Below are 23,324 nucleotides of genomic sequence, written 5' to 3'. Positions count from 1 at the left end.
AGTGAGACAGAACGAGTTTTCTTAGAAAATTCGTTCGTTGTCTCACCCCCGCAAGGCTGATTAGGTACTCTTCCGAGCTTAAAAAGCGAATGAAGAGTCCAATCAGCTACTGCGTCAAACAATAAATTTTATAGTTAACAATTTGACATAGCCCTATCTATTTTCCGAGGATTACAGGACGGGTTCAAATCCTTTCTAAGATACAAAGAGCCTTAAAAGCAAAGAGAAAATAGAAAACTTTCTGCCCTATCGTCAGATACAAAGGAAGTTACTCTTTTTCTCACAGCTTTTAGCTCGTGTTCCGTTACCAAACTAACTTAACACGAGGCCCTATCCTTTCTTTCCATAGAATTTCAATTTAACCAACAAAACTCAGTTGCTACCAACTGAGTTTAGCTGCTTATGCTAGGGTTGCTGAAAGATCGACAGCATTTGCTTCGTGCCATAGTTTTTCTAGGTTATAGTGAGCACGCATTTCTTCTGAGAAGACATGGACCACCACACCACCTAAGTCAAGAAGGACCCAACCTCCTGCTGAGTCACCTTCGACGTGGCTGGCATTGCCACCAGCTTCAACGACTTTCTCGCGAATATTTTCTGCGATCGCTTCCAACTGACGGCTGTTCATAGAGCTTGCGATAACAAAGTAATCCGTCACACTGGTCAAGCTTTGAACATCCAAAGCTACAATATCTTCTGCACGTTTTTCATCGGCCGCTTTAACAACAAGTTCAAGTAATTCTTTTTCTTTCATTTAGTCCTCTTTCTTTAAAAAATTGTTTTGTAGTCTAAGACATCCGCAAAACGTTCTGCCCAAATATTTTCATAAAATTCATTGAGCATTTCTGCTGGGATATCCTCTCCATCAAAGGTTGTGACAGCTCCTTCTGGAATGACCAGTTTATAGCCGTATTCAAACCCCACTTTGACGGATGTATCGACACAATATTCTGTCTGCATGCCACACAGGACCAGTTGTTCAATCCCTTGTTGATCCAAGTATTCTTTTAATCCTGTCTCTTTAAACATGCTATTGTATCGCTTCTGAAACACCTTTTCATTCTCCTGTCTATACAACATGGGCGATAACTGCCAATCTTCTGAAGTTAAAGCCTCTGGCGTTTCAATATGCTGTATGTAGATGATTTCAATCTGCTGTTTTCTTGCCTGATCTTGCAAATAAGCAATCTTCTCTAAGAGTTTTTCTGTCTCAAAACCTGTTTCCACGAGAATATTTTGAACATCAATAATGATTAAAGCTGTTTTCACTCACTGCTCCTCTTTCAAATACTTCACAAAGGCATTGTAGGTTTCAAGGGTTTGGGGATAAATCGGCAATCCTTGGTGAGCCAGGTGTTCGACTGTGCGAGCCGTCTCATAGGCTACGGCACGATCCAAGGAGACTTGAGCGATGTCACGCGCTTGATCTACCCCTGGGAAATCCCGATTGTGTTCAATATAATCTGCCACATAGACAATCTTGTCTAAGGTTGACATCTGTCCACTCCCCACTGTGTGAATCTCAATACTGCGAAGAATAGCTGGATCTGTCAATCCGAGGTCTTCTTGGATCTTATAAATCCCGACCATCCCATGCCAGACATTGTTGCCCCAGTTTTTTAATGATGGATCTAGCTCATAGCGATCAATCAAGTCCAAAAATTCCTGATCCGACAATTTCTTGGCATAGTCATGTAATAAACCGGCTAGGCCAGCCTGCTCTTCATCTGCCCCATAGCGCTTAGCTAAGTCACGAGCGGCCTTCTCAACCCCTAAACAATGGGTTAGGCGTTTTTCCGGAAGGATTTGGCCCATTTTTTCGAGCAAGCCCTCTCGAGAAAAGCCGAGATAGTTTTCATAGGTCATTAATACAAACCTTCTTTCTTGATGTAGTCCAAAACTGGTTTTGGCAACATAAAGTTGGGCGTCCGGCCTTTGGCTACAAAATCACGCACCATACTAGAGGAGATGTCCATTAGAGGAACATCCACCCAGATCACCGGATAAGAAGTCCCTGCCTTATAGCGTGGTCGCTGTACCCCGACAAATTGCACAATTTCCACCAATTCATCGATGCGGTGCCATTTGGGTAAATAATCTACCATATCTGCACCAATGATAAAGTAATAATCTGTATCTGGATCGCGTTCATTAAGCAAGAGCATGGTGTCGTAGGTATAGGAAATCCCTTTTCGTTCGAGCTCGATCGTCTCGATTTCCAGACCTTCAATGCCTTCAATGGCTAATTCCAGCATCTTGAGACGATGGTGCTCTGCAATCGTTCCCTTAGCATCGACATGCGGTGGCTCATACTCAGGCATCAAGAGCACCTTATCTAACCCTAATTGTTGGCGCACTTGATCCGCAACGACCAAATGGGCATTGTGGACCGGATTGAAATTCCCTCCCAAAATACCAACTTGTTTGCGTTTCTTGTCTTTGATCTCTGGCTCTAACTCTACCTTGGTAAAGGGAGTCAATAGTTCAATTGCCATAGGTTTGCTCTCCTCAATGTCTTAGATTTCTTTTACTTTGACTGAAATCTTCCGGTTTTCTTTTTTGCTTGATTGTTTATACAAGATGAGGATGCGTCCAATTTTTTGAACCGTATCCACACCGATTTCTTCTTCCAAGATTTCCGATACTTCATGGATGTTTTCATCCGTATTTTGAAGAAGGGTCACCTTGATCAGTTCGCGAGCATCTAGCGCTTGGCGAACACTGGTTTTGATTTGGTCATTGAGCCCATTTTTCCCAATTTGGATAATCGGTTTGAGGCTGTGGGCTTGGCTATTGAGGAAAGCCCGTTGTTTGGATGTTAATGTCATGTTTTTACTTCCTTATTTTTTGATCGTTATTTTAAGTGGTGGGGACGGCCGGAACTAATTTTTCAAAGATCTCATCTTTGAAAAATGGATTTCCTTACCTCAAAATGGAGCCTTGGTCTCCATTTTGCCCTTGCCAATCGATCGATTGGCAACTACACCACGGCAATAACGATCCCTATTTGAGCTCACTTCGTTCGCTCTTCAATTTCATTCTATTTCATATTTTTAAATAATAGCTTTGCGGGTGACGACGGCGACGCCTTCTGGTGCCCAGACGGCTACTTTGGCTTCTCCATTAACGCGGATCCAGCCGAGTCCTGAGATGACGAGGTCTGTCTTGTCCTTGATGGTAAACTCATGAGGAACCAAGGGTGGAAATTCTTCTTTTTCCTTGCTATTAGGGGGAGTTAATAAGCTACCGACATGCTTATCATAAAAGGCGGTCGCTCCTTCGAGTTTGGTTCGATGAAGCTTGAGTTCGTTATCAAAGAAGGCGGTGAAACCTTGCTTTTCTCCCTTGATAAAGTCAAAGCGTCCCAAGCCACCCAAGAAGAGGGTTTGCTCTGGATTGAGCTGGTAGGTCTTGGGCTTGATTTCCTTTTTAGGACTGACATACTTGAGGTTTTTAGCCGTCAAGTAGTGAGCCATCTGGTGGCGATGGATAATCCCTGGTGTATCGTAGATGTAGGATCCATCGTCCAGTGGGATTTCAATCTTGTCCAGTGTTGTCCCTGGGAAGCGAGAAGTTGTAATAATATCCTTATCGCCTGTGATTTCTTGGATAATCGCATTGATGAGGGTCGACTTCCCAACGTTGGTCACACCCACCACGTAGACATCACGTCCCTTGCGGTACTGCTCAATTTTTTCCATCAAGTCCTTGATGGCACTCTTGTTTTGGGCAGAGGTGAGGACCACATCGACAGGTCGCATGCCTTCTTCGTGGGCTCGCTCCATCAACCAATGGGTCACCTTACTATCCTTGACAGACTTGGGCAAGATATCCTTTTTATTTCCGACCAAAAGCACATCATTTCCTGCTACAAAACGGGGTAAGCCGCGGATGACGGAGCCATTAAAGTCAAAAATATCGACTACATTAACCACGAGAGCGTCACTATCTCCTACCTCGTGTAGCAATTTCAGGAAATCATCATCTGTCAGATGTACATCTGTGATTTCATTGTAGTGACGGAGACGGAAACAGCGTTGGCAATAGACTTCGCCTGTTTCCAAGCCCTTTTCAAGAGCTGATTGGGGAGTATAGCCTAGTCCCTCTTTGTTTTCTGTCTGAATGGGGGCTCCACAGCCAATACAGAATAATTCTTCCATTCTTAAATTCCTTTTTTATATACAATCGGACCATATTTTTCGGCCATTTGCTTCATGACACGGCGTTCACGCGCCCGGTTGATCTGGGTCTTAATGGAGTCATGCTCGACCAAAGGTTTAACCAGAATCGAACGAATACCCGCCCGATGAGCTGCCCGAATGTCGGTCATCAATTGATCCCCTACCATGACCACTTCATTTTTTTCATAGTGGAAACGTTTGAGAGCCCGATCAATCCCAAAGGTAAAGGGCTTGAGTGACCAAGCTTCATAATCAATATCAAATTTCTCAACAGCGCGCTTGACCCGTTTGGGACTATTATTAGACACCACGATGACCCGAATCCCACCATCACGAAGGTCATGCAACCACTGGCGCATTTCTGGAGTTCCATCCGGATTATTCCATGCAATCAAGGTGTTATCCAAATCCACGAGGACTGCCTTGATACCCTGTTTTTTCAAGTCTGCAACGGTGAGATCATAGACTGCTTCCACCGCAAAATCTGGTTTGTAATTTTCGATTGACACGTTTTTCTCCATTTTTTATACTCCTTTCATTGTAGCATAAAAAGGCCCATTTTGCACTCGCTTCACGACTAAAACAACGACAGACTCCTATCAGGTCAATTTCACTGCTCAAAAAATAGACAAAATCCTTACAAAGTTCCAAAAACATGGTATAGTAGAAGAAAAAGAACTTGGAATTTTTTATGAAACAAACAAGCTTAAAAGAGGTCTCTCCTCTTCTCCAGCGCATCATTAATTGGTCCTCCATCATTGGAGCTCTTGGGACCTTGGCCTTTTGTATCTGGGCCTACTTTGCTGGCATCCTTCAATCCAAGGAAACTTTGTCAGCTTTTATTCTCCAAGCGGGCATCTTTGGACCCCCTCTCTTTATCTTTCTTCAGATCCTTCAGACAGTGGTCCCTATTATTCCCGGCGCCCTGACATCTGTAGCAGGTGTTTTCATCTACGGCCATATTATCGGGACCATCTACAATTACATTGGCATCGTCATTGGCTGTGCCATCATCTTCCACCTCGCAAGAATGTACGGACCTAAATTTGTCCAGTCTATGGTCAGCCAGAAGACTTATGACAAGTACATTGGCTGGCTCAATGAAGGCAAGCGGTTCGATCGCTTCTTTATCTTCATGATGATCTGGCCAGTTAGTCCTGCCGACTTCATCTGTATGCTGGCAGGTCTGACCAATATGACCTTCAAACGCTACATGACTATCATCATCCTCTGCAAACCCATCACCCTGGTCATCTACACCTACGGCCTAACCTATATCATCGATTATTTCTGGAAAATGGTCTAAAGCATGACACCACCTCCTAAAGACTAGGAGGTGGTGTTTTTGTAGTCCTATGAATAGTTTCTTACTCTCTATTTCGCAACCCAACCAATCGCATCTGCAGGAGGATTGTCCATATCAATCCAGATGAAATCAATGCCGATTTCACCGTTTTTGAATTTAGAAAGACGGATACCATTGATTTCTAGCTGAGACAATTTCTTACCTGTTAGGATTTCTCTGTCTTTTAATTGAAAGACCCCTCGAAGGATCCAATTCCCAAGGATTTCTTGCTTATCAGTTGATTGAATAGCCTTCCCAGCTTCTTGGTTGATATAGGCAGTAATCACATCACCTGATGATAAAAATCGTAGCTTAAAGGTCCGTTCATCTTTTGGGAGCGCAAGTTTACTAGTACCTGGCTCAAACCTTCCAATCCCTTTACCAAAAAAGTCCGGACGCTCATCATGGAAATGTTTGGAGTCTGGAAGAGGGATATACACTTCACTGACTGGACGATACACCAGCTGTTCAATTTCTTTGACTAATTTTTCATTTCCCGTCTCGTGTACAAAGCGAATCAAGTCCTCACGAATAGATTTCATCTGGGCTTTTTCTTCCTTGGTAGACCATTTTTTCAAGAGGATTTCTTCTAAAGAGAAGGTTACAAAAGCTAATTCTTCTGGAGCCAGACTATCTTTAAATTTGTCCTGAATCTTTAAAATCCGTGGCAAGCGCTCCTTCTTGGCCAACTTTGAACCACCATTAAAAGCATTAAAGCCAGAATTTTCTTCTACATTTCCGTGCTTATCAGTAATCACCCATGACACCGTTTCAAGAATCTCCGAATCACTTTTCTCAGAGGTCAATAAGTGAAGGTGTTCAAAGAGATAAAAAGGATCTTCGACATAATTCACATCCCAGGTGTCAACTACAATCTCCTTATTCCTAAAGGTCATATGGAGCTGACTATCTGCAGCCGTATATTTGTAATCATGCTGGCCGTCCGTAAAACGGAAATTTGTCGGATTGTTCTTAGTCGTTGAGCCTAGAATTTTGAGATTATCTAGGTCAACCGGCAGATAAGTCGTCTCTCCTACATGGATCTGAGGCTTGTGTGCTTTCGAAGTCGGCATCAAAACATGATAGACGGCTTCTACGTGACTAGCATCAGAATGAAATCCCTTAACGAGAGCTTTTGAGGATTCAATCCGCTGATTTCGTAAAGACGCAATCTCACGAGCCAGTTTTTCATAGCGAGCACGATTTTCTTTATCAGCGGTTTCCTTGTCCGGTGAAATATCAGCCTGAAATCGAATTTCACTCAACAACTCATTCCAAGACTGTGAATCTTTCTTGAACTGAGCAATTTTTTGATCCCCTGAGTCCAAACCAAAGGATTTAATCCCAACCAAATACTTATGTTGCTCATCAACGACAACTGAAGCATCATAAGAGGTATTGGCAATATCCTCACCAACCGCATGAAAAGCCTTTTGGAAAACAGTCTCTTGGAATTTTGAATTGACAATCGGAGCAACATAGCTCTCTCGATCATCAGAATCTTCACCTTCTGCTTTCTGAGAAAAGGCCTCACTCAGACTAGCAAAATTGGTAATGAGAGTCTTGTATTTTTCCTTTTGTTCTTGTTTTAGGTGTTCCCACATCATTCAATTCCTCACTTCTTATTTAAGTATATCAAAAGAAGACTAGATTTTCACTAGTCTCCTTACTTATATAATTCGTTAAATAATGCTGTAAAACTCAAAATTTCCACGTTTTTTTACCAATCTGAAATAATCTTCATCCGATAAAATTGCAAGCCCATCCTCATAGGAGGCAATCTTCTTCTCTGCTTCCTCATAAGTGGAGACAAAATCTTTCACATAAGACTGACCTTCAAATTGACCATTCATCTTTGTGTAGATAATGGCAAATTTTCCTGAACGATCCAGTTGAAACGGCCCATTGCTCTCATTAAGGGCAAAAGCAATCCGCTCTGCAATGCGTTTAATCACAGGGACGACCACACTATTTCCAGCTTGTTTGTAGAGTTGACCATTGGAAACCCCCTCAGGCAACTTAAAGGTCTTTGGATAACCCTGTACATTGAAGGTTTCCTTCGGTGTTAACTTACGAATCTCCCCACTGTCAGTCAGTATCAACGGAACATTGTGCCCGCCTGTTCCCATATTAGCCGTTAAGGTTGGAACAACTCCGTTTTTATTCTCACGAACGTATTGACGACGCCACTGGTAGACAGTATCTTGACTGGTCACGTTGGCCTTGAGGTCAGCGTAGAAATTCTGCTTACCTTCTCGATAATAGTAGGCCTCATCTGGCTTGGCACCAAAATCAATGACATCAGCCAAAGTCGTTGTCAACTTGATTTCCTCTGGGAATTCAAACAAGTCATAAGCTTCTTTGGTATCAAAACCAACGATATAGATCCGCTCACGGTTTTGTGGGATATTTCCATAGTCTTTTCCGTTGAGAACCTTCCACTTGATGAAGTAGTTATTCTCCGTCAAAGCTTCACGAATAACCTTGAAGGTATTGCCATGGTCATGACCGACCATGTTCTTAACGTTTTCGATGAAAATAGCTCGAGGTTTACGCCCTTCAATCATGCGAAGTAATTCAAAGAAAAGATCTCCACGATCATCATCGAAGCCCTTGCGGTAACCCGCAATACTAAAGGCCTGGCAAGGGAAACCTCCCATAATCACATCCACGCGCTCAGCTGGAATGTCTTCCGGCTGCACCGCATGAATATCACGACTATCCAAATGCGTATTTGGATAATTTAAACGATAAGTCTGACGCGCATACTTATCAAATTCATTGGCATACACCACTCTGAACTCGTTGGTCTGTTCAAATCCCAACTCAATTCCCCCAACACCTGAGAAGAAGGCTGCAATGTTGTACTTCTCAGGTCGGTTCGAACTTACAGAATTTGTCATGTAGTAACCTGCTTTCTAAAAATATGATTAACTAAACTAGTATATCATTTTTAAAAAAATACTGGAATATAAACACATTTCAAATATAAATGATATAATGAATATATAAACTTAAGGAGGTGCATAATGCCAAAACAAGGAGATCAATTCATAGTAGAACTTAAAGAAACTCATATTGGATGGGGGACATACAGATACACCAATTCTCGACCTCAGATTGAAGGAGAATGCTATATCCCGATTCCAAGTTTAGATGCACATCGGTATGGAATATATAATTCTATACATACTCAAGGAAGAGATATTTTAGGACAGAATATATTTAATGCTAAATCGACAGATGACTTCTTCGATGGAGTAGTAAAAGCATCAGGGAATTCTCAAGCAGGAGATCACTATGCTAAAAATCTTTCTGGTAGAGGTAACTTGAGAGCCTTTAACTACTGGTTCAATCAAATGAATGTAACCGTTGGGACAAGAATCAAAGTAGAATGGACTAGTCCTACTGATATTTTGTTTACGATTATCTAAATATAATTACTAAGGTAAGGGCTGGGCAAAAAAGTCTTTAAAATCCAAAACACATAATATCAGGTATTGAAAAACCTTGATACTATGCGTTTTATTGTGGAAAGATTTACTTCATTTTCTCCTGAAATTGAGTTTTTGCCCAGTCTTATCTTTTATTCAAGTAATTTTTGTATTCTTCTATCTACATAACTTTCATATAAATCAAAATTTTTAGTAGTTACACTTCCATCATAATATTTTACTAATTCAAAAGGAACTCCATAATCACTCAATTTGCGTCCAATATCAGTTAGAGCATTATACTCTAGCCTTTGCAGAAGAATATTAATTCCAGTAACATCATCAAAGTTTCTTTTGTAGACCTTTGAATAATGGAATCTATATAGCAAATCAAACACTCCTAAATACTTTACGAGATGATATTTAAATATTGTGTAGATTAATTTTGCAGTTATTCTAATTGCCATATCTTTGTTTTTATTCTGTTTTTTGACATAATAATCAACTATCCCTAAAAAACCTTTTTGTAAAAAATCTGATAACTGTATCACAATTAAAGAAAAATGTTTCTTTCCTACCCTAGTTTCCATTATATGTTTTAAATCTGAATTAGAGACAAAATTATGACAAATATCAACTACTGTTTGAAAACCTTCCCAATGAATTTCTGTGCCGTTGCTCAAATTTAATACCTGCTTCAACTGATCAATTTTATGAAATTCGACTAACGACATCTCTTTTATACGATTATAGATTGAGATTTTCTCCAAAGGGCCTATTGTTCTGTAAGATTGAAAAATAAAATCTGGTAATCCTGATTTTACCTTAGCTTTATTAATTTCAGTCTTGAAATTTTTATCATCATCTGTCAAAAAGTCATCAAGTGTCACTTCTAAATCTACATCCGTTTTGTTTCGGCTATTATCATAATTCTTATGTTCAATTTCGTCCTGTTGCGATTCAATAACAGCTTCAAATTCTTCAGTTAAATCAATGACATTACCACTATAATGTACATTAAATCTGCCTGCTCTCCCAGCAATATTTTTAGCATCAAACTGTTTCAATGACTTTATTCCCTTTTTGACAGAAGTAATAATTAAATTTTTTGCAGTCGTGTTAACACCTTCAGTAATTGTTGTTGTAGAAAAAAGACATAGTAGTTCACCTTTATTAAATAAATTAATCATTTCATTTTGTATATATTTTGGTATTCCTGAATGATGGATTCCAATTCTTTTTTCAAGTGCTTTAAACAGAATCCAATCTGAACCAAAATTTTTTTCTACGTGTTCTAAAAATATTGAATACAATTCATTGTCATCTTTTTTTAATAAAAGTGAATTATATTCAGGATTTCTCAACAAAAAACCTGCGAATCGTTCTACATCATACTTTCTTCCGCAATAAATCAGGGTATTTTCATCTAAATTTATAATAGATTGTGCAACTTTATCTTGCATAGTTGATGTACCAGCTTTTAATCTATACACTGTATTCCCAATTTCAAATTTATTTCTTTTAATATGGGTTATATTTTTTGAAACAATTTCAATATCATTGTATTCTAATTTATTAAATCTATTTATTGAAGTAAAATTATTAAATGAGTTTACTCTAGTTTCTGGTTTTTGAAATTGAATATACGGTCCGGCAAGTAATAAATCCCGACTATTTCGACAAGCGTATTCTAAAGCAAGTCTATATGCAGTATCTCGCTCATTTTCTTCTGGAGTCTCATTATTGATAATAAAATCATTGTCAATTTTATATATTTCATCTACGAATGTAAAATCAAAATTCAAACTATTATTATCTAAAAATGATAGGTATCGCTCAGGAGTATAGATGAATATATTCTTTTCTCCAAACTCTTCTTTTTTTATTTCACTTAAGCTATGAATTTTATATGTAGAAAAGAACTCATCATTTTGTAGTTTCAACAAATTTTCCGATAATAAACTGATTGTAGGAAATACTAATAATATATTAGAGTAACCCATCTTTTTTATAATAGTATAAACTGTAAAAGTTTTGCCGAAAGAAGTTGGCGCAGAAAGAATATATCTATTTTCAGTATTAATTTCAAACAAGTCAGTGACTTCTTTTTGATATTTATGTAACATCTCATCTTTTACAATTAAAGCCGCTTCATTAATAAAAGAACTCATAGATAATAAATTCATGCTCTCTTTATTAATAGTTTTACCTGCTTGATATTTATTTTCAAGTAACTGATAATATTGTGGAACTCCAGCTTCATTTGCTATATAACGCAAGAAATTTAAATCATTACTTGTAAGTTCGTCTATTTTAACAGCGTCGTAATAGTCACAAGTTGACTTGACAAAGACGCCTCTTCTTTCAGGGTATCGTTTATATAAATTCAATTCTTTGATTAGATGAGCGGTTCTTTCGTTTCTATCCATTCAATCACTTCTTCCTTTAATTTATTAGAATCATCAACAGGTAAGAGCATTACAAATATACTAACCTTTATTTTAACAGCTAAATTTAACGAATATTTTCCTAACTCCCTATTGATTTTATCCACACTGGATGCAATTGATTTTTCGTAACCGTAGGTTGGCTGTTTTTGATATGCAATAAAAACAGGATACACTAATTCAATATTATTATTTTGTAATTCATCGGCAAGAATAATATCAGGATTATCCTCCCATTTTTTAATTATTCCTTCTAAAATTGGATGCAAATGAGAAATATTATCTTTCTCATTAATAATTGCAAACATATGATTATTCAAATAGTCATCTGAAATAGAATAATTTATCTTGGAAAGTACAGAGTTAATTCCAGATGTAAAACTTTGATGAAATTTTGCTTCTCCAAACCAGAGCTCTAAATTTCCTTTATTATCAATAATATGAAAAGCATCAAACCCTTTTGGTTCAGAATTTTCAAGAGGTGAATAAAAATAACCTCTAGCAATTAGAACATCAGTATGAAAATAATTTCTTAAAAATAAATCTAAAAGTACTTCCCCATAAAATCCGTATTGAAGTTTTGTTTGAGAGGAATCCTTTTCATTATATTTTAATTTAGTTTTAATCACCTTTGTTTGTTCTCTATCCAAATTATCATAATCAATCTTAAATTCATTCTCAGCGAATTCAACAATCCCATTATAAATTATCTTTGAAATGTCATTATCATTGCCTTTAAAACAATATTCATCCTTTCCAGCAGTTGTTAAATTACTCTTATTAATTGAAGTTACTTTTTCTTGTTCGTCAGTAAGTATAATAGGAAAAGTATATTTTACTATTGCCCTATTTATTAAATTTTTAAGATTATCCCTCAATATCCCGCTCCAAAACCAATAAATTCACTTTCATTATACCAAAAAAACACGGCAGACCGCCGTGTTTCTATGTTTATTTCACCAACTTCTTCATCTCATCAATACGTGCTACGGTCGCGTCGTACTTCGCTTGGTAGTCGGCTTGTTTGTCGCGTTCTTTTTGGACGACTTCTGGTTTGGCATTGGCTACGAAGCGTTCGTTAGAGAGCTTCTTACCGACCATATCCAGTTCTTTTTGCCATTTGGCTAATTCTTTTTCAAGACGAGCCAATTCTTCTTCGACATTGAGAAGGTCTGCGAGTGGCAAGTAGATTTCTGCACCTGTGATGATGCTTGACATAACCAAATCAGGTACCTCTACATCTGCTGCAATTTCCAGGTGTTCTGGGTTTGTGAAGCGTTTGATGTAGTTGACATTGTCATTGAAGAAAGCATCGAGCTTGCTGTCGCTTGTCTTGATCAAGATAGTGATTGGTTTACTTGGCGCTACATTCACTTCTGCACGTGAGTTACGAACGGAGCGAATCACATCTTTAAGAGCTTCAACGCCGGCGGCTGCTTCTTCGTTTTCAAACTCTGGACGAACCACTGGGTATTCCGCAGTCACGATTGTTCCTTCAGAGATTTGACCGTAGATTTCCTCAGTCACGAATGGCATGATTGGGTGAAGGAGACGCAAGATTTGATCCAAGGTGTAAAGAAGAACAGAGCGTGTGATGACTTTTTCGTCTTCATTATCGCTGTAAAGCACTTCCTTAGTCAACTCAACATACCAGTCCGCAAACTCATCCCAGATGAAGTTGTAGAGGATGTGACCAGCCACACCGAATTCAAACTTATCAAAGTTTTCAGTGACTTTTCCAATAGTTTCGTTGAGGTTATGGAGAATCCAACGGTCTGTCACGTTACCTGCTTGACCAGCAGCGACTTTAGCCACATTTTCACGCGCTACATCCAAGGTCAATCCTTCATTGTTCATGAGGATATAGCGAGAGATGTTCCAAATCTTGTTAATGAAGTTCCAAGACGCATCCATTTTCTCATAAGAGAAACGCACGTCTTGCCCTGGTGCAGAACCGTTTGAAAGGAACCAACGGAGGGCATCAGCACCGTATTTCTCGATGACATCCATTGGGTCGATCCCGTTTCCGAGAGATTTAGACATTTTGCGTCCTTGCTCGTCACGGATCAAACCGTGGATCAAGACGTTCTTAAATGGTTGGCGTCCTGTGAATTCCAATGATTGGAAGATCATACGAGACACCCAGAAGAAGATGATGTCGTAACCTGTTACTAGGGTTGAAGTTGGGAAGTAACGTTTGAAGTCTTCTGAGTCGACATCCGGCCAGCCCATAGTTGAGAATGGCCATAGGGCTGAACTAAACCAAGTATCCAAGACATCTTCGTCTTGTTTCCATCCGTCACCTTCTGGTGCTTCTTCGCCAACATACATTTCACCCTCAGCATTATACCAAGCAGGGATTTGGTGACCCCACCAGAGCTGACGAGAAATTACCCAGTCATGGACATTTTCCATCCATTGAAGGAAGGTATCGTTGAAACGAGGTGGGTAAAATTCTACCTTATCGTCTGTGTCTTGGTTAGCAATGGCATTCTTAGCCAATTGGTCCATCTTGACGAACCATTGGGTAGACAAGCGTGGCTCAACCATAACCCCTGTACGCTCTGAGTGACCAACTGAGTGGGTCATCTTCTCAATCTTAACAAGCGCACCGATTTCTTCTAACTTCTTGATAACAGCCTTACGAGCTTCAAAGCGGTCCATACCGTTGAATTCACCAGCCAATTCATTCATGGTACCATCATCGTTCATAACGTTCACTTGTGGCAAATTATGACGTTGACCAACCAAGAAGTCATTAGGGTCATGGGCAGGTGTGATCTTCACCACACCGGTACCAAACTCAGGGTCTGCGTGTTCGTCCCCAACAATTGGGATTGGCTTGTTCAAGATTGGCAAGATAACATTTTGACCAATCAAATCTTTATAACGGTCATCATTTGGGTTAACCGCTACAGCAGTATCCCCAAACATAGTCTCAGGACGAGTTGTTGCTACTTCAAGAGCACGTGAACCGTCTTCCAACATGTAGTTCATGTGGTAGAAGGCACCTTCGACATCCTTGTGAATCACCTCGATATCAGAAAGGGCTGTACGGGCTTTTGGATCCCAGTTGATGATAAATTCACCGCGGTAGATCCAGCCCTTCTTGTAAAGCTCTACAAAGACCTTACGAACCGCTTTTGACAACCCTTCATCAAGGGTGAAACGCTCACGAGAGTAGTCTACAGAGAGCCCCATCTTACCCCATTGTTGCTTGATAGTCGTCGCATATTCGTCTTTCCATTCCCAGACTTTCTCAAGGAATTTTTCACGACCCAGATCATAACGAGAGATGCCATCTTCAGCCAAACGCGCTTCTACTTTAGCCTGAGTGGCAATCCCAGCATGGTCCATACCAGGAAGCCAAAGTGTATCGAAACCTTGCATCCGTTTTTGACGGATGATGATATCTTGCAAAGTAGTATCCCAAGCGTGACCAAGGTGAAGTTTCCCAGTTACATTTGGTGGTGGAATCACGATTGAGTATGGCTTAGCCTTTTGATCGCCTGAAGGCTTGAAAACATCCTCATCAAGCCATTTTTGGTAACGACCAGCCTCAACCTCGGCTGGATTGTATTTAGGTGAAAGTTCTTTAGACATGTGTGTGTCCTTTCTAGTTATTTCTTTTCTTTTCTTCTATAACTTTATCAACTACCTTAGTAACTAAAGTTTCGACCATGAATTTCATTTGTTTTTTAAATTCTTCACTTTTCAGAAATTCTGTTATCAATTCTAGCATAAATTTAATAACAGCTTTTCCTCCTTTAACAGCTAAATCCCCAACATTTGCCATTTTATACTCCTTTTTTTAGCTCACGAATAATCTTTTTTAAATATTTGTTTTTTGTTGTTTTTTCCAAGAAATCATAAGCACTTTGTTTCAAATCATCTTTTTCAATTTCAGGATTAAGTTCAGCCTCAACTTTTAAAGCATGGTATAATGCTTTCGGTTTCAAATCAATACTTTTTTGAAATTCAACCAATTGTAATTTTACTTCGTTGTCAATTTTTTCCTGTAGTTGGGGTGTTATTAGATCAGCTGGTATTACTTCTTTGTACTTATTTATTCCTTCAGATAAGTTAGATTCAAAACGAACTAACTCTTTTTCCTGTTGATTTTCTACTTCCTTAATAATTAAATCCAAGCTTTCGTTTTTCATTTTGTACCTCAATACTTTATAAGTTATTTAAACTTTACAATTTTTTTTTAGTGTCTATACTTAGTTATTTCTCATCCCACTCACTCTTCAGCAAGCCATATCTCAAATCATCACAGCGGTTGCCTTGAGCATCTTTGCGGTCTCTTATGCGAGCTTCAAGGGTAAAACCAAGTTTCTCAGCGACTCGTTGACTTTGGATATTGTAGCCAAAGCAAGACAATTCTATCTTGTGAAGTCCCAATTCTTTAAAAGCCAGATCAATCAAAGCACGCGCAGCTTCGGGAACATAAGCTCGGCCCCAATAGTCTGGGTGCAAGGTATAGCCAATCTCCAGCACATCGTCTTCGTGGCGATGGTTGAAATCAACTGAGCCAATAACTTTATCTGTCCCTTTGACCACAATGCCGTAACCAGCTGGAAGATTTTCTTTTTGATTGCGCTCGGGAAGGATATGTTCTAGGTAATAAATCTCATCTTCCAAGGTCTTGACGGGCGGAAAGCCCGCTGGATAAGAGACCTCTGGGAGACTAGCGTAGGCATAGATATCCTCAGCATCCGCCACTTTACGGACTCGTAAAACGAGACGCTTCGTTTCGATTCGTTCGGGCAATTCAGTTCTTGTCATCCTTCTTCCTCGCTTTCTTGATAAAGCTTCCCATGAAGTCGACTCGGTCATCCAGATAACGATAAACGCGCTGATGGCCGTCCCCCATAAAGTAAGTCGGCGCAAAGCGGTCATTTATAAAATGCCCCTTGTCATCTAAGAGATCTGGATCAGTCAGTCGCTCAAGAATCTTAGCAAAGATATGGCAGATGCCATCTTCCTCGATAATCCGATCTACCTGACACTCCAATACGACTGGACAGGCCTCCAAAATCGGAGCCTGAGTCCGTTCAGAAATTTCGTAGTCTAGCCCTAGGAGTTTCAATTTCTCCCGATGGCTGATAAACCCAGCCTGCTCCATCTCAAGCATGAGATGTTCAGCAGGAATATTCACAGAAAACTGTTGATAATGCTTAATCTGGTCAGCCGCATTTTCCTCAGCACCAACTCCGATGACCAGCCAATCTCCCAAGCTATAAGAGGAACTGCAGGTCGTGATATTGTTCCCAAAGTTCTGGTCCTGATACCCCAAGATGAAGATAGGAAAGCCATAGTAGAGTTTACTAGTGTTAAAAGATTGTTTCATGACAAGCTCCTTCAGCCAGGGTTGCAAAAAGAAAAATCGCCCCTGTCATCAATCTGACAGGGACGAATATGTTGATCCGCGGTACCACCCAATTTCGGGCAATGCCCGCAACTTTATTTATTTCATTTTCATCCATTAGCAACCAGTTTTGACACATTTGTGGACTTCTCAGCACCGCCACTTTCTGTAAAATGTGGAATTCAAAACACCTCTAATAGGTTCATTTTAGCAAGTTTTCCTGGAAATAGCAAGAAATCATAAAAGCAATTATTTAAATTTAACGCCTAGTTCTTTCAATTTCTTGATTGTAGCTGGGCCGATTCCTTTAAGGGCCAACAACTCTTTTTCTGTCCAGTTTGCGAAGTCCGCAACAGAGCGAATACCTTCATCATAGAATGTTTGCGCACGATCAAGTGCCACACCTTCCAAACTTGCAGCAAATTCTTCCACTGAAGAAGCTGCTTGTTTCACTTCTTTCGCCACTGCTTTTGTAGCTTTCTCAACCTTTTTAGGTGCTTCTTTTACAGCTGCAGTTACAGTTGCGACAGCTTTTTTCAAAAGATGTCTATTTTGATGTTTGTATTGTTTCGCACGGTTTACGTTCTTCTTTGCCATTTTTCCTCCTAAATTCAGTGATCAATTCCTAAGGCAACAAGGTTTCATCACCATTATTCCATTCAAAAATCCGTTGATGTCATTTCAACTTTTTTATTGTATCACAATCCCCTAAAAAATCAAGTCATTGCTCAATTTTCAGGTAAATCTAGCTAGTAAAACGCCTTCAATAAGGCCATTTTAATATTTTCTTTCACCAAAGAGGCCATCTGGTAAATCATGAAATCCTTTTCCAGCATGGAAATTTTCAAACTTCCCTTGCAAGAACTGATAAGCGTCCAAACGGCTTTCATAGCGAATCATCGCGATTTTAGCTCGCTCATCCTGGTCTTCATCAAAAACCTTCTTACTCTCTTCTAGAGCCATTTCATTGATCATGACTTGAGTCTTGATCCACTCCTCAAACTCCTTCATAAACTCTGTTTCGTAACTCATCTTTACTCCATTCCTCTATAAAAATCCGTATCGATCTCCCGATAAGGTTGAATGTCCTGAACATATTCCAAGACACCTTGAAAATCTCCAGCTTCATCACGCACGGCTGCATAGGTGACATGGACAAATTTCCCACGCGATTCTGATTTGAACCACATTTCATACTTGTCTTTTTTCCCTTCACGAAGCCCTTGCATGATCGCTTTGACCTTCTCCAAATATTTCGGTGGGTGACACAGCTCAACATTGCGTCCTACCTGCGATGGCGTCCTCTTAAAAATCATTTCCTCAAAAGGCGCAGCATCATTGTAATATTGGAAAATATCATCCTTATTGACAAAGGTGATCTCCATCGGCAAATGATTCAAGATTAAATTCGCTTGCTCCACCGATAGAAAGCCATGGCCAAAAGCTTGTGGTTGCTGACGGTCGAAGCTCTCTTCTTTTTTCTTAGGCGTGAAGGTAATGGTCAATTGCCCCTCAGGAGTCTCAATGACCTGGCGTTGCTCATCGCCTTTTGAAGAAGGAAGTGGTTCAGTTGAACCTTCTGACTCTTTCGACGCTTCCTCCTTGAAGTCCACGCGTTTCGGCACCCATTTCTCACTTGGGAGAATAATGGCATAACCATAAGCATCACTTTCTTCTGCAATGGAGAGCCAGTCATCCTGGGTAAAGGCCTCCAACAAAATCATCAAGAGGATCGATTCTTCCTTGAAGATCATGCCCTCAAACTCTTGCGCAAAGGCTTCAAAGCGTTCCTTGACTTCAGAAATACTAGAATCCGGTAATATCTTGGCCGCATCCAAAGCTTTCGCAAAGAGTTCTCGAATCTGGTCATCCACTCCCCACATCACTTTTGGTGGGGAATCATGCCCATATTTTTCCATAATCGGAAACATCAACTCTTCCTTACGACGGTAATGCCGATCAAATTGACCCACCAAGCCCAGCTGACGTAACAAGCCCTTCTGAATCTCCTGAATCATCTCAGGATCCTCAGTCGTCTCATAATTGTCTAGCAAGCGACGTACCCGCATCATAGCCGCACGAAGGGCTAAGTTCTCCTGTTTAAAGATTTGAACCGGATGACCTGGATGGTCGGTATCTGCAACTTCGACCCCTTGAACCGCATTTTTAAAGAGATTGGCATGGACATCACAAAGCTCCATCACATCTTCAAAAGTAACACCTGCATCGGAGTTCATCAGTTCATGCTCCATAAGAGAGATCTCAATCGCAGAAACCCCTGCAAAGGTCGCATCAAACCGTTCCTGAACCGACTCAGGGGAAGCTCCATGATGAAGCTCTAATAAGATATCTCTTAAGACGTGAATTCGTTCATCACTCATTAGTCTAGCCCCACTACTTCATAGCCATTAGCCTCTAGTGTTCTCACAATCTTCTCCATAGGAGTACCTTCTAATTTTGATCCTTGTTTTAAGGAAACCTTGCGCCCAACTGTATTGCGCATGATCGGATTGGCTAAGGGTTTAAAGCCCAACTCCACCAACAAATCCAATACCTCCGGATGTTGATCAATAACTTGAGCAACTGGAATCGATACATCAATAACATTGTCCATTTATTTCCTCTACTTCTTCCCTTTATTCTCTCTCTGACGAGCCCGTTCTTCGCCCCACCAAAGAGGCATCAATTCACCTAAAGTAATGGTCTTGCGACTCTCATAATCCACCATAAATTCTAGATGACGATTCTCTGCATTTAGCTCAAGGAGAAATTCACGACAGGCCCCACAAGGCATCCCAGAACCTTCTCCATAAGGAGGCTTGTCTCGAAAAGCAATAATGCGCTTGACCTTGGTCTGTCCTGATTGTTGATACATGTTGAAAAGGGCCGCTCGTTCGGCACATAAATGAAAGACACCGCAGGTTCCTTCCATACAAAAGCCCGTAAAAATCTGACCATCTGCAGCCTCAACAGCAGCAACCACATGTCGAGCATAGACAAAATCTGAAACCTCTTGAGGCGCATAGAGAGCTTTCGCCTCAAGATAAAGTTTTTCCCAAATATCCATTCTTCTACTTTCACTTCTTCACTAACTTCACAACTGCTTCCGTCCTTGCAGTATGGGGAAACATGTCCACTGATTGAATATATTCAACCTGATAAACCTTCGTCAAAGCTACTAGATCCCGTGCCAAAGTAGAGACATTACAAGAGACATAGACCATCTTTTCAGGTGCATAGTGCAACAAGGTCTCGATTAATTTTGTCCCCAAGCCCGTACGAGGTGGATCCACGATCACAGCATTAGCCCGATAGCCTTCCTGGTACCAGCGAGGAATGATCTCTTCTGCTGTCCCAGCCTCATAGTGGGTATTCTCAAATCCCATCCGTTTGGCATTGTATTTAGCATCTTCAATCGCTTCAGGAATGATATCCATCCCCCGCACACTTTTTACTCTATTCGCAAAAGCAAACCCAATCGTTCCAACCCCACAATAGGCATCAATCAGGTGATCCTCTGGAGAAACATCTAGAGCCTTGACAGCCTCACTATACAATACTTCAGTTTGTTCCGGATTCAACTGGTAAAAGGCTCGAGGAGATAGGGAGAATTCATAATCCAAAACACCTTCCAAAATGGCCTCTTCTCCCCAAATAATCTGCGTTTGTTCCCCATAGATCTCACTGGAACGAGACGTATTTTTATTAACAGCAACTGTGACAATCTCAGGGTGTTTTGTGACCAAGTCTTCCACCAAATTATTTACGTTAATCTGACGACTGGTGACCACAATGATCTGAACCTGCCCAGACTTCCGAGCCCGTCGAACCATCATGGTTCTGACACCCAGTTCTTTACGCTCATCAGCAATTGGAATCTGATAATAGGTCAATAAATCCGCTAGATCGTTGGCGATAGCTTGAATAACCGGATCTTGAACCAAACAATCTTTTAATTCCACCAAATAATGTGAATTTTGAGCATAGAGTCCTGCCTTCACCTGGCCTTTGAATTTCCTTGTTTGAAATTGCAATTTTGCCCGATAGTAAAGCGGCTCCTGCATTCCAATTGTCGGCCGAATATCATACTGTTCAAAGCCTTCAGGTGAGAACTTCTTCAAGGCCTGTTGCAATAAATCTGTCTTAAACTCCAGCTGCTTGTCATACTTCAAATGCATGATTTGACAGCCCCCACAGGTCTCATAGATATCACACATGGGCGTCACACGAAACTTAGACGCCTTATTCACAGATAGGAGTTTGGCTTCCGCAAAATTTTTCTTGACACTTGTAATTTGGCAGAAGATATCTTCTCCCTTCAAAGCACCTGGTACAAAGACAAGTGTTTTTTTATAAAAGCCAATCCCTTCTCCATTAATTCCCATTCGTTTAATTTTCAAAGGAATTTTTTGTTTTACTTTAACGTTCATATCCCTATCTTAACACATTTTTCGGTATAATAAAAACATGAAAATTACAAAACTAGAAAAGAAAAAAAGACTCTACCTCCTAGAATTAGACAGTGATCAAAAACTTTATATTACAGAAGACACCATCGTCAAATATTTCCTTTCCAAAGAGAAAGAAATCAGTGAAGAGGAACTAAAAGAAATCCAAGAGTTTGCTCAATACTCCTATGGTAAAAACCTGGCCCTTTACCATCTTTCTTTTAAAGCTCGGACAACAAAAGAAGTCAGAGACTACCTGACAAAGTATGAGATTGAAAGTGGCATTATTGATAAAGTGGTCCAACACCTAAAAGAAGACAAGTGGTTAGATGATCGTCAATATGCAAGAAACCTGATAGAAGCCAACCTTCTCAGTGGCGATAAGGGTCCTATCTTATTACAACAAAAAATTCAACAAAAAGGGATCCCAAAATCTATCCTTCAAGAAATTCTTGCAGACTATGATTTTTCAGAAGTGATCGACCGTACCGCAATAAAACTCCTAAAAAAATACCAAGGAAAATACCCGTTAAAAGCCATTGAAACGAAAATCATCCACGCACTCATTTCAAAAGGCTTTGCTTACAACCAAGCAAAGATAGCATTCCAAAATCTCGATCTCGAAACAGATGAAGAAACAACCAATGAGCTCATTCTAAAAGAGTTAGAAAAACAATACCGTAAATACAGTAAAAAATATGAAGGCTATGACCTCAAACAACGCTTGACTCAGGCACTAGCCAGAAAAGGCTACGATTATAGTGATATAACGTCAACCATTAGAGAATACTTAGATTCATAAACCAAATTGAAAATTAAATAGAAAAATAAGAAAAAATTTGAAAAAATATGATACAATATAGAGGATATACTTAGATTGTAGAAAGTTGGTAAGTTATGAAACTACCTAAAGAAGGCGACTTTATTACAATTCAAAGTTATAAACATGATGGCAGTTTACACCGTACATGGCGTGACACCATGGTATTAAAGATAACCGAAAATGCAATTATTGGAGTAAATGATCATACACTTGTTACTGAAAGTGATGGTAGACGTTGGATTACACGTGAACCAGCGATCGTATATTTCCATAAAAAATATTGGTTTAACATCATCGCCATGATCCGTGACAATGGTGTGTCTTACTACTGTAACCTAGCAAGTCCTTTTCACATTGACCAAGAAGCCTTAAAATATATCGACTATGATCTCGATGTCAAAGTCTTTACCAATGGTGAAAAAAAATTGTTAGATGTTGAAGAATACGAGCAGCATAAAGAAAAAATGCACTATTCAGATGACATCGACTTTATTTTAAAGGAAAATGTTAAGGTTCTAGTAGATTGGATAAACCAAAACAAAGGTCCTTTTTCTGAGGAATATATCAAAATTTGGTATAACCGTTATGTTGAACTGCGAAATAAATAAAGTTGGAAAGAGCGCAAGCTCTTTTTTCTTTTAACTTAATGAAAAATTACCTACAAAAAAGCCTAATGACAATCATTAGACTTTTTCGAAACACTATCGGGAAGACAGGATTCGAACCTGCGACACCTTGGTCCCAAACCAAGTACTCTACCAAGCTGAGCTACTTCCCGATCTAAAGCTACCGCTTTATGCACCCTAGAGGAGTCGAACCTCTAACCGCCTGATTCGTAGTCAGGTACTCTATCCAGTTGAGCTAAGGGTGCTCGTTCCTATTCAATTATTACATAGCCTTGCGACCATGCACCCTAGAGGAGTCGAACCTCTAACCGCCTGATTCGTAGTCAGGTACTCTATCCAGTTGAGCTAAGGGTGCTTCTTTCAACCTTTGTCTATGCCGAGGACCGGAATCGAACCGGTACGATCGTTACCAATCGCAGGATTTTAAGTCCTGTGCGTCTGCCAGTTCCGCCACCCCGGCCTCCTCAAGCGAACGACGGGATTCGAACCCGCGACCCCCACCTTGGCAAGGTGGTGTTCTACCACTGAACTACGTTCGCATTGCTTTCTTTATATAAAAAAATGCCGGCTACATGACTTGAACACGCGACCCTCTGATTACAAATCAGATGCTCTACCAACTGAGCTAAGCCGGCTCATTATTATTCTC

The 23,324-nt window shown here is 40.0% G+C and carries 27 protein-coding genes and 6 tRNA genes; 4 read left to right on the top strand and 29 right to left on the bottom strand.

Annotation, left to right across the window (positions count from 1 at the left end; translation table 11 throughout):
* Nucleotides 1-400: 400 nt before the first annotated feature.
* The 7 genes from rsfS to O3626_RS03570 form a co-directional block, all read right to left on the bottom strand.
* Nucleotides 401-754 (bottom strand): ribosome silencing factor, encoded by a 354-nt coding sequence (gene rsfS, locus O3626_RS03600; RefSeq protein WP_049514170.1) that lies wholly within the window; start codon nt 752-754, stop codon nt 401-403.
* Nucleotides 755-768: 14 nt separating this feature from the next.
* Nucleotides 769-1,269, bottom strand: coding sequence for a cysteine hydrolase family protein (locus tag O3626_RS03595; protein ID WP_371495316.1), 501 nt, complete (start codon nt 1,267-1,269; stop codon nt 769-771).
* Nucleotides 1,270-1,866, bottom strand: a complete 597-nt coding sequence (gene yqeK, locus O3626_RS03590) for a bis(5'-nucleosyl)-tetraphosphatase (symmetrical) YqeK (RefSeq protein WP_347111711.1) — start codon at nt 1,864-1,866, stop codon at nt 1,270-1,272.
* Entirely contained in the window at nt 1,866-2,495 is a 630-nt protein-coding gene (locus O3626_RS03585) for a nicotinate-nucleotide adenylyltransferase (RefSeq protein ID WP_247926547.1), read from the bottom strand. The genes yqeK and O3626_RS03585 overlap by 1 nt, the downstream gene beginning before the upstream one ends.
* A 21-nt stretch (nt 2,496-2,516) precedes the next feature.
* Entirely contained in the window at nt 2,517-2,828 is a 312-nt protein-coding gene (gene yhbY / locus O3626_RS03580; RefSeq protein WP_315377410.1) for a ribosome assembly RNA-binding protein YhbY, read from the bottom strand.
* Nucleotides 2,829-3,053: 225 nt separating this feature from the next.
* The gene (yqeH, locus tag O3626_RS03575) at nt 3,054-4,160 is read right to left on the bottom strand and encodes a ribosome biogenesis GTPase YqeH (RefSeq protein WP_371495312.1); all 1,107 of its coding nucleotides are present in this window, start codon (nt 4,158-4,160) and stop codon (nt 3,054-3,056) included.
* A 2-nt stretch (nt 4,161-4,162) separates the two neighbouring features.
* Nucleotides 4,163-4,690 (bottom strand): YqeG family HAD IIIA-type phosphatase, encoded by a 528-nt coding sequence (locus O3626_RS03570; RefSeq protein WP_371495444.1) that lies wholly within the window; start codon nt 4,688-4,690, stop codon nt 4,163-4,165.
* 182 nt (nt 4,691-4,872) lie between these two features.
* Here O3626_RS03570 and O3626_RS03565 point away from each other — a divergent pair, with 182 nt between their 5' ends.
* Entirely contained in the window at nt 4,873-5,487 is a 615-nt protein-coding gene (locus tag O3626_RS03565) for a TVP38/TMEM64 family protein (RefSeq protein WP_009732361.1), read from the top strand.
* A 68-nt stretch (nt 5,488-5,555) separates the two neighbouring features.
* Here the strand turns inward: O3626_RS03565 and O3626_RS03560 are convergent, their stop codons facing one another.
* Both O3626_RS03560 and O3626_RS03555 read right to left on the bottom strand, forming a co-directional pair.
* Complete coding sequence (locus tag O3626_RS03560) at nt 5,556-7,130, bottom strand: hypothetical protein (protein WP_315377408.1); 1,575 nt, start codon at nt 7,128-7,130, stop codon at nt 5,556-5,558.
* Nucleotides 7,131-7,208: 78 nt separating this feature from the next.
* The gene (locus tag O3626_RS03555) at nt 7,209-8,429 is read right to left on the bottom strand and encodes a DNA cytosine methyltransferase (protein WP_371495309.1); all 1,221 of its coding nucleotides are present in this window, start codon (nt 8,427-8,429) and stop codon (nt 7,209-7,211) included.
* A 126-nt stretch (nt 8,430-8,555) separates the two neighbouring features.
* Between O3626_RS03555 and O3626_RS03550 the strand changes: the two genes are divergently transcribed.
* Nucleotides 8,556-8,960 (top strand): hypothetical protein, encoded by a 405-nt coding sequence (locus O3626_RS03550; protein ID WP_371495307.1) that lies wholly within the window; start codon nt 8,556-8,558, stop codon nt 8,958-8,960.
* 152 nt (nt 8,961-9,112) lie between these two features.
* Here the strand turns inward: O3626_RS03550 and O3626_RS03545 are convergent, their stop codons facing one another.
* The 14 genes from O3626_RS03545 to rlmD form a co-directional block, all read right to left on the bottom strand.
* Nucleotides 9,113-11,389: a helicase-related protein gene (locus O3626_RS03545; RefSeq protein ID WP_371495305.1), complete on the bottom strand. Its 2,277-nt coding sequence runs from the start codon at nt 11,387-11,389 to the stop codon at nt 9,113-9,115.
* Nucleotides 11,359-12,285 (bottom strand): DUF1837 domain-containing protein, encoded by a 927-nt coding sequence (locus O3626_RS03540; protein WP_371495303.1) that lies wholly within the window; start codon nt 12,283-12,285, stop codon nt 11,359-11,361. Before O3626_RS03540 ends, O3626_RS03545 begins: the two co-directional genes overlap by 31 nt.
* A gap of 73 nt (nt 12,286-12,358) precedes the next feature.
* On the bottom strand, nt 12,359-15,010 hold the full coding sequence (locus O3626_RS03535; RefSeq protein WP_371495301.1) for a valine--tRNA ligase: 2,652 nt from the start codon (nt 15,008-15,010) through the stop codon (nt 12,359-12,361).
* A gap of 13 nt (nt 15,011-15,023) precedes the next feature.
* Nucleotides 15,024-15,203 (bottom strand): hypothetical protein, encoded by a 180-nt coding sequence (locus O3626_RS03530; protein ID WP_061563651.1) that lies wholly within the window; start codon nt 15,201-15,203, stop codon nt 15,024-15,026.
* Between the two features lies 1 nt (nt 15,204).
* Nucleotides 15,205-15,570, bottom strand: coding sequence for a hypothetical protein (locus tag O3626_RS03525; RefSeq protein ID WP_371495299.1), 366 nt, complete (start codon nt 15,568-15,570; stop codon nt 15,205-15,207).
* Nucleotides 15,571-15,634: 64 nt separating this feature from the next.
* A complete protein-coding gene (locus O3626_RS03520; RefSeq protein WP_371495297.1) occupies nt 15,635-16,195 on the bottom strand; it encodes a GNAT family N-acetyltransferase in 561 nt (186 codons plus the stop codon).
* Nucleotides 16,182-16,760, bottom strand: a complete 579-nt coding sequence (locus O3626_RS03515) for a flavin reductase family protein (protein WP_371495295.1) — start codon at nt 16,758-16,760, stop codon at nt 16,182-16,184. Before O3626_RS03515 ends, O3626_RS03520 begins: the two co-directional genes overlap by 14 nt.
* The gene (locus tag O3626_RS03510; RefSeq protein WP_371495293.1) at nt 16,744-16,917 is read right to left on the bottom strand and encodes a hypothetical protein; all 174 of its coding nucleotides are present in this window, start codon (nt 16,915-16,917) and stop codon (nt 16,744-16,746) included. Before O3626_RS03510 ends, O3626_RS03515 begins: the two co-directional genes overlap by 17 nt.
* A gap of 110 nt (nt 16,918-17,027) precedes the next feature.
* Nucleotides 17,028-17,375 (bottom strand): helix-hairpin-helix domain-containing protein, encoded by a 348-nt coding sequence (locus O3626_RS03505; RefSeq protein WP_003011968.1) that lies wholly within the window; start codon nt 17,373-17,375, stop codon nt 17,028-17,030.
* Nucleotides 17,376-17,555: 180 nt separating this feature from the next.
* Entirely contained in the window at nt 17,556-17,810 is a 255-nt protein-coding gene (locus O3626_RS03500; RefSeq protein ID WP_013903179.1) for a DUF1912 family protein, read from the bottom strand.
* Between the two features lie 2 nt (nt 17,811-17,812).
* Nucleotides 17,813-19,159, bottom strand: a complete 1,347-nt coding sequence (locus O3626_RS03495) for a DUF438 domain-containing protein (RefSeq protein WP_371495290.1) — start codon at nt 19,157-19,159, stop codon at nt 17,813-17,815.
* Nucleotides 19,159-19,392, bottom strand: coding sequence for a DUF1858 domain-containing protein (locus tag O3626_RS03490; RefSeq protein WP_003005810.1), 234 nt, complete (start codon nt 19,390-19,392; stop codon nt 19,159-19,161). Before O3626_RS03490 ends, O3626_RS03495 begins: the two co-directional genes overlap by 1 nt.
* A gap of 9 nt (nt 19,393-19,401) precedes the next feature.
* Nucleotides 19,402-19,845, bottom strand: coding sequence for a cytidine deaminase (locus tag O3626_RS03485; protein WP_070673735.1), 444 nt, complete (start codon nt 19,843-19,845; stop codon nt 19,402-19,404).
* A gap of 10 nt (nt 19,846-19,855) precedes the next feature.
* On the bottom strand, nt 19,856-21,208 hold the full coding sequence (rlmD, locus tag O3626_RS03480) for a 23S rRNA (uracil(1939)-C(5))-methyltransferase RlmD (RefSeq protein ID WP_070589689.1): 1,353 nt from the start codon (nt 21,206-21,208) through the stop codon (nt 19,856-19,858).
* Nucleotides 21,209-21,245: 37 nt separating this feature from the next.
* Between rlmD and recX the strand changes: the two genes are divergently transcribed.
* Nucleotides 21,246-22,028, top strand: a complete 783-nt coding sequence (gene recX, locus O3626_RS03475; protein WP_371495288.1) for a recombination regulator RecX — start codon at nt 21,246-21,248, stop codon at nt 22,026-22,028.
* A 95-nt stretch (nt 22,029-22,123) separates the two neighbouring features.
* A complete protein-coding gene (locus O3626_RS03470) occupies nt 22,124-22,657 on the top strand; it encodes a DUF402 domain-containing protein (RefSeq protein WP_003005798.1) in 534 nt (177 codons plus the stop codon).
* A gap of 96 nt (nt 22,658-22,753) precedes the next feature.
* Here O3626_RS03470 and O3626_RS03465 read toward each other — a convergent pair.
* From O3626_RS03465 to O3626_RS03440, 6 genes are all read right to left on the bottom strand, one after another.
* A tRNA-Pro gene (locus tag O3626_RS03465) sits at nt 22,754-22,827 on the bottom strand.
* Between the two features lie 19 nt (nt 22,828-22,846).
* Nucleotides 22,847-22,920 (bottom strand) — tRNA-Arg (locus O3626_RS03460).
* 36 nt (nt 22,921-22,956) lie between these two features.
* A tRNA-Arg gene (locus tag O3626_RS03455) sits at nt 22,957-23,030 on the bottom strand.
* 19 nt (nt 23,031-23,049) lie between these two features.
* Nucleotides 23,050-23,135 (bottom strand) — tRNA-Leu (locus O3626_RS03450).
* Between the two features lie 7 nt (nt 23,136-23,142).
* Nucleotides 23,143-23,214, bottom strand: a tRNA-Gly gene (locus O3626_RS03445).
* Nucleotides 23,215-23,237: 23 nt separating this feature from the next.
* Nucleotides 23,238-23,310 (bottom strand) — tRNA-Thr (locus O3626_RS03440).
* Between the last annotated feature and the right edge of the window lie 14 nt (nt 23,311-23,324).

It is taken from the genome of Streptococcus sp. 20925_1_77, from assembly GCF_041432125.1.
In the GTDB taxonomy this organism is placed as follows: domain Bacteria; phylum Bacillota; class Bacilli; order Lactobacillales; family Streptococcaceae; genus Streptococcus.
Note: the sequence above shows the minus strand (reverse complement) of the source record. Positions and strands in the feature narration are given on the sequence as shown.